This window comes from Pseudomonas sp. FBCC-B545, assembly GCF_059134095.1.
Genome location: NZ_CP101441.1, coordinates 3,655,923 through 3,668,534, shown reverse-complemented (window position 1 = coordinate 3,668,534; position 12,612 = coordinate 3,655,923). Strand labels below are relative to the sequence as shown.

The window sequence follows — 12,612 nt, the reverse complement described above, 5'->3', positions numbered from 1 at the left end:
TAGGTGTGACACGGGACTTCAATGGCCGGCGGCGAACGACAGGGCGCTCGCCGCAGGGGCGGTTCAGGCGACGGCTTTTTCGCTGATGACGCGCCCGGCCTCCATGCGCACCAACTGGTCGGCGACGTCGAAGTAACGGTCGTCGTGGGAGATGACGATGATGGTCTTGCCCAGGCGCTTGAGGTCCGGCAGCAACTCGGTATAGAACACGCGGCGGAAGGTCGGGTCTTGGTCGGCGGCCCACTCGTCGAATACCAGCACCGGTCGTTCGTCGAGCCAGGCGTTGATCAAGGCCAGGCGCTTGCGCTGCCCGGTGGAGAGATCGGTGGTGGTGAACGCGCCGTTACGAATGCTGACCTTGTGGGCGATCTCCATGCGCTCCAGGTACTGGTTGGCATCCTCCGGCAGGGCTTTATCGCTCTGCACCAGTTCGTCGAACAGGTAATAGTCGGCAAAAATGGTGGTGAACATCTGCCGGTAATCATCCAGGCCACGCGCGTCGACGGCCATGCCGTTAAGGCGGATTTCGCCACTCTGTGGGGTGTACAGCCCCAGCAGCAGTTTGATCAGGGTGGTCTTGCCGCAGCCGTTTTCACCGACGATGAACAGGATCTCCCCGGGCTCGATGCTCAGGTTGACCGGGCCCAGGGTGAAAGGCTCGCTGCCTGCCACGGGCGGGAAGGCGTATTGCACGTCGCGCAATTCCAGGTGCTTCATGGGTGGGATGGCGCGCTCATCGGCATCCAGCAGCAGGTGAGGCTCGGGCGATGAAAAACGCTCGGACAGGTCGGCGATGCGGCGGAAAGCGATCTGCGCACGGCTGATGATCGGCAGGTTGGCGATCAAGCTTTCCAGTGGACCTTTCATATAGAGCAGCACCAGCACGAAGCCGCTCATCATCGCTGGGTTGCTGCTCGGCCAGAACGATTGCAGGGTCAGCGCCAGGCCGATGACCACAAAGAACAGCATCGAACCCAGGCTTTTGGCGATCACAAAAATATTGATCGAGCGTACGTGCGTGTCGCAGATGTGGTCGGCGGTGGCCTGGATATTGCGGGTCAACATGGCGTGGCGGCGCTTGCGGTGAATCCTCAACTCCTTGGCGCCTTCGGCGATGGCCGAGTAGTGCTTTTGCAGGCTGTCTTCCGCGTCGCGTGCCTCATAGAAGCCTTTGATGCCCTTGCCTTGTGCGATGAACTGGATGGCCGAGCCGATGCCGATGGCCAGCAATGTCATGAGGAAAATAGGCAGCGACAGGCTCGCCAGATAGCCCAGGCAGCCAAGGATCACCGTGATCGAAATGGCCAGCGGGGCGAAGGCGAAGGCGAAATCGCTGATGGTGTCGACATCGTGGGTCAGCACCGGAATAAGCCGGTGGCTGCGATAGCGTTCGATCTGCTCGATCGGTGCCGACAATACCTTCGCACCCAGATCCTTGCGCAGTCGGGCAATGACTTTTTGTCCGACAAAGTTGCTGCCAATGTCGGCGGCAATGCTGCTGAGCAAGGCGAGTACGCACAGGCCGGCAAAGGCCAGCACCACCGCAGTGGTAAGGCCGGATTCGCTGTGCAGGCCCTGGTTAACCGTGGCCAGCAGCGCGGTGACGCTCAGGCCTCCAAGGATGCCGAACAGAATCGAGAGGATGACGGTGTAGCGATAGGGCTTGAGCAGGCTCAAGAGTTCGCGAAGGGCGCTACGCGGTTTTGCAGTCATGAAACTACCTCGGTCGCGACGTGGCTACGTGCTATGGGCGAGTGGGGGCTGCGTCGATCGAGCTGATCGCCGGCGGGCTTTTGTAGGAGACGTTTCGACTCTGGCGCGATTTAGCTTTATCGCGCCGGACCTGGAGGTGGTGCGCCGTTGTGGGCGCTGATCAGCAAGGGCGGGCGCTGCATTGGCGCAAGATTCTGGTGGCGCGCCTAAATTTTTCCTGCCGACAAGCGTTTTAGTTCTGATAGGGCCGGGTTTCATTTCCGGTGGGGGCGGTTAAAAAAAAACGGGTAAATGAGTCTGGTTTTCATTAGGCCATCCGTCTCATTCACCAGAGGCGCTCAAAGACGCCGCTATTTCTGCCAATCACACGCCTCATTGCTCAAGGATTGCTGTCGATGTCTTATCCCCTTTGGTTGTCTACGCCCAAGCGTTACGCATTGAAGAAATTGCCGCAGGCCGTGCGCCTGATGATGCTGGGGGCTGTACTGGTCGTGCCGGCGGCTGCTACGTTGATGCCGGGCGCCGCGTTCGCCCAGGGCGAGGCGGGCAAGGTCGCCTTCGCGATTCCGGCCGGTCAATTATCGCAAGCGCTGATGGCGTTCGGTTCGGCGGCCGGCGTCTCGATCTCCTACGACCCGGCGCTGGCCAGCCAGCAAACCACCCGCGGGCTGAGGGGCCAATTCAGCGTGGATGAAGGGCTGTCCCGGTTGTTGTCGGGCAGTGGCTTGCAGGCCAGTCGCGAAGCCAGCGGCAGCTATGTGGTGATGCCGCCTGCCAGTGGGTCGGCGGTGATGACGCTGGGGGCGACCAATATCAGTGCCGAGGGGCTCGGGGCAACGACCGAAAACAGCGGTTCCTACACCACGGGCGCGACCAGTACTGCAACCAAGTTGCCATTGTCTCTGCGTGAAACCCCACAGTCGGTCAGTGTGGTCACCCGGCAACTGATGGATGACCAGCACCTGTCTACGCTCAACGAAGTGATGGCCTTCACCCCTGGTATCAGCATCAACCATCGCGACAGCGAACGGTTCGATTTCAACTCCCGTGGCTTTACCATCCAGAACTTCCAGTACGACGGCATTCCGTCGCAAGTGGCCAACGAGTCCCAGCAATACGTCGGCGCCATTTCGGACATGGCTATCTATGACCGCGTCGAAGTGATTCGCGGCGCTACCGGCCTGATGAGTGGCGCGGGGACGCCGTCCGCCACCATCAACCTGGTGCGCAAGCGTCCGACCAAGGACTTCCAGGGCTACGTGTCCGGGGAGGCGGGGGCATGGGATCGCTACCGCTCCGAAGTCGATGTCTCCGGGCCGTTGACTGAAACGGGCAATGTACGTGGGCGCTTTGTGGCGGCCTACCAGAAACAGAATTCGTTTATCGACTGGTACGGCCAGGAAAAGCGCGTGATGTACGGCGCGTTGGATATTGATCTGAACGACAGCACGACGCTACGCACCAGCCTCGACTATCAGAACAATGATGCCAATGGCAGCAGTTATGGGCATATCCCGCTGTTCTTCAGTAACGGCAAGCAAACCAATTTCTCCCGGTCATTCAACCCGGCCTCGCGCTCCAGTTACATGGACAACACCAGCTACAACTTCACCACCATGCTGGATCACAAGCTGGACAATGACTGGAGCCTGAAAACAGCTTACAGCCATCAATACTCGTACCGTAAAGGCCAGGGCGCATCGGCCAGTGGTGGCTACCCTGACCCGGCGACAGGGCAGGGCACAGGCGTATTCATTTATCGCCTGGACAGCTACCAGACCCAGGACACCCTCGATACCTATGCGTCCGGCCCGTTCAACCTGGGTGGGCGCGAGCATGAGTTGGTGGTCGGTGCCAGTGCCTCGCGTACGCACCTTAACTTCCCCAACTACGCCAGCCACAACGATGACGGCGATTATGGGTCGGCAAATATCTTCAACTGGAATGGCAATGAGTACGGGCGTCGTCAGTATTTCAAGGATGGCGGCACCGTCACCACCTTGCAGCAGACCGGCCTGTATGGTGCCTTGCGCTTGAAACCGTTCGATCCGCTGACCATCATCCTGGGCACCCGGCTCAGTTGGTGGAACCAGGAAGACGAGGTCAGTGATTACCTCAAGGGCACCAAGGCCACCGACAAGACCAAGAAAACCGGGGTTGTCACACCTTATGTCGGCGTTGTCTATGAACTGAACGACACCTATTCGGCGTACGCCAGTTACACCAGCATCTTCCTGCCGCAGACCTTCTACAAAACTGGATCGGGCGGCTCACTGGCTCCGCTTGAGGGCGACAACTATGAGATCGGTCTCAAGGGTGAGTTCTTCAACGGCGCGCTGAATGCCAGCATCGCTGTGTTCGACATTGAGCAGAAGAACACACCTGAGCAGGCGGGCGTGGATTCTGCCGGCCGCGCGGTGTACAAGGCCATCAGTGGCACCAATACCCGTGGCGTCGAGACCGAGATCTCCGGTGAAGTGGCCAGCGGCTGGAATGTGTTTGGTGGCTATACCTACCGTGAGTCCCATGACAAGGATGGCGGTCGGGTCCAGACCAACCAGCCGATCAACCTGTTCAAGTTCGGCACGACTTATCGCTTGCCGGGTGCGTGGAGCAAGTTGACCGTCGGCGGTAACGTAACTTGGCAAAGCGAGATGTACGCGTCTTCGCAAATCAACTATACAGGCCCTTATTACAAGGCGACCCAGGATCCGTTTGCGGTGGTCGGCTTGTTGGCCAAGTACAAGGTCGATGAGCACCTGACCGTAGGTTTGAACGTCAACAACCTGTTTGACCAGAAGTACTACGATGGCATGGGTACATTCAACTCGGGCTCCTATGGCGAGCCGCGCAATGCCATGGTCAACGCCAAGTGGACCTTCTGATTCGCTGAGGCGCTGGGGTCGAAGAGGCGGGAGGGAGTTGACTCCCTCCCGCTTTCGTTCTGTATTAGTGGGTAAGGCGGCCTGGATCAGAGGTCACGAACGACTCTGAAACCGAGCCAGTCTCCGCGGGTATCCGGGTAGATGGTATTGCGGTTGCCCGAGCGCGAAAACACCGGTGCCTCACCCCAGTCATTGCCACGAATCTGATAGCCCTCACAGTTGGGCTCCACCCACGCACTGCCATCAGTCGGTGCGCCGATGTAGTTCGGATGTTCGCAATCAGCCACCCGCTCATACACATTGCCGTGCATGTCATACATGCCAAACGCATTCGGCGGGTAGCTGCCGACCGGCGACGAATAGCTATAGCCATCTGCCGGGCCGTAGGTGTTGGCGTGCTTGGCGATGCTGTAGCCCTTGCCCTCGTCGAACGGGAAGGGGAACGGGCCGGTTGTGCCGGCACGAGCGGCGTATTCGCGCTGGGCTTCGCTGACCATGTGGTACTGCTGCCCGGTCTTCTTCGACAGCCAGCTCACGTACTGCTTGATATCGTCCATATCCATGCACACCGCCGGCTGGCGCGGGCCTTGAGGGTAGCGCGGCTTGCTGGCGATGCATTCGCGGCCAGGGCGATCGTCGCCGTTGGCGATCTTCACGCCGGACTGGCGCACGTAGCTGTCCCATTCAGCGGCGGTGATATGGAAACGGCTCATGGCGAAAGGCTTGGCGAAGGTCACGGCATGCATCGGGCCTTCGTCGGGCTCGCGGCCGACTTCGCCTTCCGGCGTGCCCATGGTGAAGGTGCCGGCAGGCAATACCACCATTTCCGGGCAATCCTTGCAGTCTTTGAATACCTTGCCGGGTTGTGGTGTGGCGGCCTGGGCCAGGTTGGGCAGCAGCGCGCCGCACAGGGCGGTGAGCGCCAGTGCGGTCAGGGGTTTGAGTCGGAATGGAGTCATGTGGGCATCTCGTCCAAAGGGAAAAAGGTCATAGCCGTTGGCTCAGCAAGGTCACGAAGCGCTGGAGCTCATCCGAGCTGTTGAGCAGGCCGGGCGCGGTACGAATCACCGGGCCGACGTCACGATCGACTGCGTCCACCACCACGCGGTTTTTCATCAGGTAGGCCGCCACCTCGTCGCTGTCCTGGCCCTTGACTCGAAAGAAGGTGAAACCCGCCGACAGCTCAGGGCTGCGCGGCGTGACCAGCTCGATCTGCGGGTGGGCCAGCAACTGGTCCTTGAGTTCGGTGTTGAGGGCATGGATACGTGCCTGCACCGGTGCTTTGCCCAGCTGCAGGTGCAGCTTGAAGGCTTCGTCGGCGGCCCAGCGATGTTCGAAGGCGTGATAACCACCTGGCGTCATGGTGGTGGCGAAGTCCTTGTCCTCGGAAAAAGTCGGCACCATCGGCGTGACGTATTTGTTCTCGGCGTCACGGGCGCACACCAGGCCGGTGCCGCGCGGGCCGAACATCCACTTGTGGGTGCCGGCGATAAAGAAGTCGCAATGCATGTCCGGGAAATCCAGGTTCTCGACGCCGAAGCCGTGTACGCCGTCGACCACATAGAGGATGCGGTCGTTGTCGTCACGGTTGCGGTTATGTTCGTTCACCAGTTGGCCGATCTCGCCGATGGGCAGTTTCACACCGCTGCCGGATTGCACCCAGGTCATACCCAGCACGCGGGTATTGGGGCGGAGGTTGCGTTGGATGTTGCCCAGCACTTCGTCGGCGGATACCTGGGCGGCGTTCTCGAACAGGTGGATACGACGCACCCGGGTGCCCTGCTTGAGCGCACGAAAATCCAGGCTGCTCTGCGTGGCGTAGTGCTCATGCACCGTGGTAAGGATTTCCTGGTCCGGTCGTACCTTGATCCCGCCATAAATCATCGCCAGCCCTTCGGACGTGCTGCCGGTGAGGGCGATTTGTGCAGGGGTTGCATTCAGGTAGCGGCCGGCCCATTCGCGCACCTGACCTTCACGCTTCCAGGTTTCCTGCAGGTCCCAGTCCATCGCCAGCCCTGGGTTGCGGTCGATTTGCATGCGGTAGCGTTCAATGGCCTCGCGCACCGGCTTGGGGTGCGAGGCCACCAGGAAGTTGGAAAGGTGCAGGTAATCCGGGTCCTGGTTGAACAGCTGTTTTAGTCCCGTCCATGGGTCGTTCGTAGTGGCTGCCACTGCCTGGGGTAGCAGTGCGGTGCCCAGTGGCAGGCTCGCGGCAAAGACGCCGGCCTGCTTGAGAAATGTACGGCGGTCGGTCATGGACTTACTTCGTGGTGATTAGCGGTTGGCCAATGGCTTGGCGGCTTTTTGTACCTGGTCCCACACGCGCAGGAAGTTGCCTCCCCACAGCTTGGCGATATCGGCTTCGGAGTAGCCGCGCTGGATCAGTTCGGCGGTGACATTGCGCACTTCGCCGACGTTCTCCCAGCCCTTGAGGCCGCCGCCGTCGTTGAAGTCCGAGGCGATGCCTACGTGATCGATGCCAATCTTGCGCACGGTGTAGTCGATGGCGTCCCCCAGGTCCTTGAGGGTGGCCTTGGGTTCTTCCTCGAGGATGGCGTACAGCGCGCTGGCGTATTGGCCGAAGCGTTGCTCGGGCCAGGCGGCAATGATTGCGTCGCCGGGCATCAAGGCCATGGCCAGGTTGGGCAACGGCGGCAGGTCGAAGCGCGCGCGCAGGGCGTTGAGCTTGTTCTGGGTCGGTTGGCTCAAGGGGCGCAGGTACGCGGGGAAGCCCACCACCTGCACCACGCCGCCGCTGTTCTTGATCAGTTGCAGTTCCTTGTCGCTGAGGTTGCGTGGGATATCCACCGACGCCCGTGGCGCCGAGTGGGACGCCACCATCGGCGTGCGGCTCAATTGCGCGACTTGCTCCAGGGCCTTGGTCGACATCTGCGACACGTCGATGATCACTCCCAGGTCATTCAGGCGGTGCACCGCTTGTTGGCCGATGGGCGACAGGCCCTCGAGGGCGTCGGTCGAATCATTGAAAAACGGCAACGGGCGCGACGAGTCGGACCAGGCGTTATTGCCGATGTAGCTGAAACCGAACATGCGCATGCCGCGTGCGGCCCACAGGTCGAGCTGGTTCAGATCATTGCCCAGGGGATAGGCGTTGAGCATGCTGATGAAGATTGCAAACTTGCCTTCGCCGTGCAGGCGCCGCATATCGTCCGGGGTGTAGGCGATGCCCACCTGGTTGGGAAAGTCGCGGACCATGCCGGAAATGATCTTGTAGCGCACCTCCTGCTCATGGCGGGCCTCTTCGACAAAGCCGTCGGTGGGCTTGTGGGGAGCGTTGGGGCCGCTCCAGATTTCCGGCCAGCCAAAAATCGTCAGCGCGGCGCCGGACAATCTGCCACGCGCTGCCTTGGCCAGGTCGAACTGGCCGCTGCCATCCTTGTCGGCCTCATTACCCGCCGTGCCGAAATCCAGGGGCACGGTGATATGGCTGTCAAACGACAACAGGCGATCCTGCATTTCATTGGCTTGCTTGATCACCTCCAGCGAGTAGCCGGCGTTGCCCTTGAACCACTGGTCCCAGATCAGAAAACCGGACCCGGCGCCGATAGCCAGGGCCAACGGCAGGCCGATATACAGCGCCTTTTTCGAACGTGATTTTGTCATTGCCATCTCAGTCAGTTGAGGCCTTTGCTATCAGGAAAGAACGAGCGATGACGGGGGAAATTTAGGTGCGGGGGCGCGGCGGTAAATTTCAGCGGGCTGCAAACGTTCTAGCTCTGATTAAGCCGTTTCCTAAGGTAGACAATGACAATCTCTCGACGTGGGTTCATCGCAGGCCTGGCGCTGACCGGCGCGGCCGTGCCGGCGGCCTTTTACGCCCATCGCGAGCTGACGCGGGAAGAGTTCCCCATCACCCCCGGCGAAGCCACGGTCGACCTTGCCGATATTCAGGGCCAGCATCTGGCGGACACCCTGCGCGGTGTATGGAGCCTGCGCCTGGAAGGCCGCGATGCCGGGCTCAAGGGCTTGCCGCGGGACGGCTTGGAACTGCTGCTCGATATAGCCCCCCGTGGCCGCGGCCTGCGTGGTTACCTGGACACCGCCGAGAACCTGCGCGCCGACGGCGAGCCGCGCTACCGTGTATTGGGCGATCTGCTCACCGGCGATGGCGCCGTGCTCTATTGGCGCTTGATCGACCGCGATGCGCAGGCCGATGTGCCCGCCTATGAGTTCAAGATGACCCTCGATGAAGTTTGGGCCGACTTCGGCAATGCTGGCAGCGGCACCCTGAGCGGGCAGATTCTCGACCTTGAGCGCCCCCTGGCCTTGACCGAGCGCGACAACCGTTTCATTGCCCACAAACAGCTGTTTCCCGAAGCCCGCCAGCGCATAGGCCTGAATCCGACCTTGCTGGCCTGGCTGGTGTCTCCCGAACACCGGCTGTTTCACCAACTCTGGCACGCCAGCCGTGATCGGTGGCACAAGCTCTCCGAAGAACAACGCGAAGCCCTGCGCGGCATCGGCTGGCAACCCGGGCCACGGGGCCAGGAGCGCGACGCCCGAGGCAAACGCAAGGATCGCAACGGCTCGGGCATCGACTTTTTCTTCATGCACCGCCATATGCTCGGCACCGCACGCTCCATGCAGGATTTGCCCTCATGGCCGCAATTCCCCGAACCGCAACCGGCGCTGGAGCGTGATCGCCTGGGTTTTTTGCGGTACTTCGACAACCACGACGGCTTTGCGCTGCCCCCTTGTTGGTCGGCACCGGATGACGCCGACTACACCCAGTGGGTCAGCGACATCAAGGCGGCCGAAACCTACCACAGCAACTTCCAGGTCTGGGAATCCCAATACCGCGATCCGCGTTACCTGGCCCAGTTGACCCTGGGCCAACTGGGCTCGGAGATGGAGCTGGGCCTGCACGACTGGCTGCACATGCGCTGGGCCTCAGTGCCTCGCGATCCGTCCAACGGTGCGCCGGTGCCGTTCGCCCGTGACCCTGCGGACTTTGCCCCACGTTGGTACGCGCCGGAAAACGACTTTCTCGGCGATCCGTTTTCATCCCATGTAAACCCGGTGTTTTGGCATTTTCATGGCTGGATCGACGACCGTATCGAAGACTGGTTCCGTGCCCACGAACGGTTCAACCCTGGCGAGGTGACGCGGATGAAGGTCAACGACGTGGCCTGGTTTGCACCGGGCCGCTGGGTGGAGGTGGGCGACCCATGGCTGGGCCCGGACACCCACGGCTGCAGCACCACACCGGGGCTGCAACAGGGGCGCTCGATGGAAATGGACCCGGAAATCATGAAGCTGGCCCTGCGCATCACCTTTGGCGCCGATGAGGAACTGCTTGAAGGTTTGTTCAAGCGCGTACCAAAACGGCCGTGGTATGCACGGCACTTGAAGGTCAAGCGCGAGGTGTAAGGCCCGGATAACACCGCATTTGTGGCAAAGTAAACATTGACACTTTCACGCCTGGGCGTAACGATCAACTCAATTTTTGAAAATTGAGTTTCAGTCATGGCCAAGATCCAAAAGCCAGTGGATTTCGAGGTGCTGTTAAAACGTCACGGTCTGGAAATCTTTGAGTTGGCCCGCACCTTCAAGGCGATTGACGAGAAAGGTCGGTATTTGCACTGGGATGAGTTTCGACGCTATCCCGCGCCGGGTATCAACAAAGAAGCGGCATGGGCAGCAATCAAAATGTCACGGGCCTGTGCGAGCAAAACCTTGGAGTTGCGCAGCGAATGCGACAGGCCTTTTTTCTTGTACACCACTGATTTTTGCGACGCGGTGATTCATGCCGTGGAATCGGTCACATCCAGGTTGGGTGGGGCTAAGGCTTCGTCTCCCCAATACCGCGACAACACTCAATACCTGGTCGACTCACTGATGATGGAGGAAGCGATCTCCAGCGCCCAGCTGGAAGGCGCCGCGACCACGCGCAAGATCGCCAAGGACATGCTGGCCAAGGAGCGCACGCCTCAGAATGATGATGAGCGGATGATCCTGAATAACTATCACCTGATGAAGCAAGCCAAATACAGCAAGGACGATAACCTCTCTATTGCGCTGATCTGCGAGTTTCACGGCATTGCCACGGCGGGCATTGAAGAGGACGAGGCTCATCCGGGGCAGCTCAGGGGCACTGACGATATTTTTGTGGGAGGTGCAGGGGATGAAGTCGTCCACCAACCGCCTCAGGCAACGCTGCTGCCGGCCAGGCTGGAAGCGCTTTGCCGATTTGCCAATGACCGACATGACGGCCAGGATGGCAGGCACTTTATCCATCCCGTAGTGAAAGCTATCATCCTCCACTTTATGCTTGGTTACGAGCACCCCTTCAGGGACGGCAACGGGCGAACGGCGCGGTGTTTGTTTTACTGGTTCATGCTCAAAAGCGGCTATTGGCCCTTTGAGTACATCTCCATCAGCACGCTGCTCAAGGAGGCGCCCATGCAATATGGGCGCTCATACATCCATACGGAAACTGACGCTTTTGATTTGACCTATTTCGTCATTTATCAACTACGGGTTATCGAGCGTGCCATCAATGAATTCATGGCGTACTTCGAAAGCAAACGCAAAGAAGCCGTGGAACTGATGAGCTGGCTGAATACGCTTGGGTTGCAGGATGACTTGAATAACCGGCAGGGGCATTTCTTGAAGAAAGTCCTGCAACACCCTGGGCGCATCTTCATGCCCAAGGAACTCACCCATGACTATGACATTTCGGAAAACACCGCACGCAAGGACCTTGAGAAGCTGGCTGCCATGAAGGTGCTGTTCAAAGTGCAGGAAGGTAAGAGCTTCCTCTACGTTGCCCGCGAGGATGGTCAAGCCAACTTGAAGAAGCTGATATCGGCAGGCTAGGTGTTTTCAACGCTGTTCTTCTGCCCGTAGTTGCACACTCATCTCATCGCAACTACGTGCCCATTCACTCAGCCATTGCGGCATCGGCGGTGAGACTTCGTCCAACCCCAGCTCTCGCACAAACTCCGCTGGGGGCAGGGTGCCTTTGGCGCTTCGGAACACTCCACGCATCACCACCACGCCAATCACTCGGCCATTGCTGACGAAACGGTGCTCCATCAGGCTCCACTTGTGGTCCCAGCCGAGCATGCGGGTGTGCACGTCGAAGACCTCGAACAGCTTCAATTCTCGGCGAAACTTGCCCCAGGTATCGCCCACGATCGGCACCGCCTTGTGACGCAGCGCCACACGGAAGGCGCCCGTGCGCAAGACAAAATCCATGCGTGCAACATCCGCCAGGGTGAAATACCGGCCATTGGTGACATGCCGATTGAGATCCAGGTCCAGGGGCCAGACGCGCATGCGCACCACAGTGGTGTCCAGGCCATGTACCGGTTTGCGCCAGGGGCGGCGCAACAGCATGTGCAGTAATCGAAACCAGAGATTCATGAAACTACTCGACAGTTGATCAATGGCAGCACTGTAAAGGTGCGGGATCGGCTAGGGTAGGTCCGCAAATGACTTATTACATGCGAAAAGCGCAAATCGGGTTCTAATATGCACATTGTTTTGCTGCGGTTTCTTTTTACTCTCAAGGGGGCCTTGCCGACGGTTGCCCACAGCCGACCAGTGCCTGACTGATGGTCTCGGTCCAAATGTGGGAGGAGGCTTGCTCCCGATAGCGGCCTGACAGCTGACCAGTGTCTGACTGATGCTCTCGGTCCAAATGTGGGAGGGGGCTCGCTCCCGATAGCGGCCTGACAGCTGACCAGTGCCTGACTGATGCTCTCGGTCCAAATGTGGGAGGGGGCTTGCTCCCGATAGCGGTCTGACAGCTGACCAGTGCCTGACTGATGCTCTCGGTCCAAATGTGGGAGGGGGCTTGCTCCCGATAGCGGCCTGACAGCTGACCAGTGCCTGACTGATGCTCTCGGTCCAAATGTGGGAGGGGGCTTGCTCCCGATAGCGGCCTGACAGCTGACCAGTGCCTGACTGATGCTCTCGGTCCAAATGTGGGAGGAGGCTCGCTCCCGATAGCGGCCTGACAGCTGACCAGTGCCTGACTGATGCTCTC

Annotated in this window: 8 protein-coding genes; 3 read left to right on the top strand and 5 right to left on the bottom strand. The window is 59.9% G+C overall.

Going from position 1 to position 12,612, the window contains the following annotated elements:
- Positions 1-63 precede the first annotated feature (63 nt).
- Positions 64-1,713 (bottom strand): cyclic peptide export ABC transporter, encoded by a 1,650-nt coding sequence (locus NMB39_RS16950; protein WP_494340394.1) that lies wholly within the window; start codon positions 1,711-1,713, stop codon positions 64-66.
- 395 nt (positions 1,714-2,108) lie between these two features.
- Between NMB39_RS16950 and NMB39_RS16945 the strand changes: the two genes are divergently transcribed.
- A complete protein-coding gene (locus tag NMB39_RS16945) occupies positions 2,109-4,598 on the top strand; it encodes a TonB-dependent siderophore receptor (protein WP_306957731.1) in 2,490 nt (829 codons plus the stop codon).
- Between the two features lie 86 nt (positions 4,599-4,684).
- On the opposite strand, the gene pvdO is transcribed toward NMB39_RS16945, so the two are convergent.
- From pvdO to pvdM, 3 genes are read right to left on the bottom strand one after another with little or no spacing between them, the layout of a single operon-like run.
- Positions 4,685-5,557 carry a dihydropyoverdine dehydrogenase gene (gene pvdO, locus NMB39_RS16940; RefSeq protein ID WP_494340395.1) on the bottom strand — a complete coding sequence of 291 codons (873 nt, stop codon included), beginning with the start codon at positions 5,555-5,557 and terminating at the stop codon, positions 4,685-4,687.
- Positions 5,558-5,585: 28 nt separating this feature from the next.
- A complete protein-coding gene (gene pvdN / locus NMB39_RS16935) occupies positions 5,586-6,854 on the bottom strand; it encodes a pyoverdine-tailoring periplasmic protein PvdN (protein WP_494340396.1) in 1,269 nt (422 codons plus the stop codon).
- 18 nt (positions 6,855-6,872) lie between these two features.
- Entirely contained in the window at positions 6,873-8,222 is a 1,350-nt protein-coding gene (pvdM, locus tag NMB39_RS16930; RefSeq protein ID WP_057022611.1) for a pyoverdine-tailoring dipeptidase-like protein PvdM, read from the bottom strand.
- A gap of 141 nt (positions 8,223-8,363) precedes the next feature.
- On the opposite strand from pvdM, the gene pvdP reads away from it, so the two are divergent.
- The gene (gene pvdP, locus NMB39_RS16925; RefSeq protein WP_124356109.1) at positions 8,364-9,989 is read left to right on the top strand and encodes a pyoverdine maturation tyrosinase PvdP; all 1,626 of its coding nucleotides are present in this window, start codon (positions 8,364-8,366) and stop codon (positions 9,987-9,989) included.
- A 96-nt stretch (positions 9,990-10,085) separates the two neighbouring features.
- Entirely contained in the window at positions 10,086-11,438 is a 1,353-nt protein-coding gene (locus NMB39_RS16920) for a Fic family protein (RefSeq protein WP_057022609.1), read from the top strand.
- A gap of 6 nt (positions 11,439-11,444) precedes the next feature.
- Here NMB39_RS16920 and NMB39_RS16915 read toward each other — a convergent pair whose 3' ends face one another.
- Positions 11,445-11,987: a thioesterase family protein gene (locus NMB39_RS16915; protein ID WP_057022608.1), complete on the bottom strand. Its 543-nt coding sequence runs from the start codon at positions 11,985-11,987 to the stop codon at positions 11,445-11,447.
- Positions 11,988-12,612 lie beyond the last annotated feature (625 nt).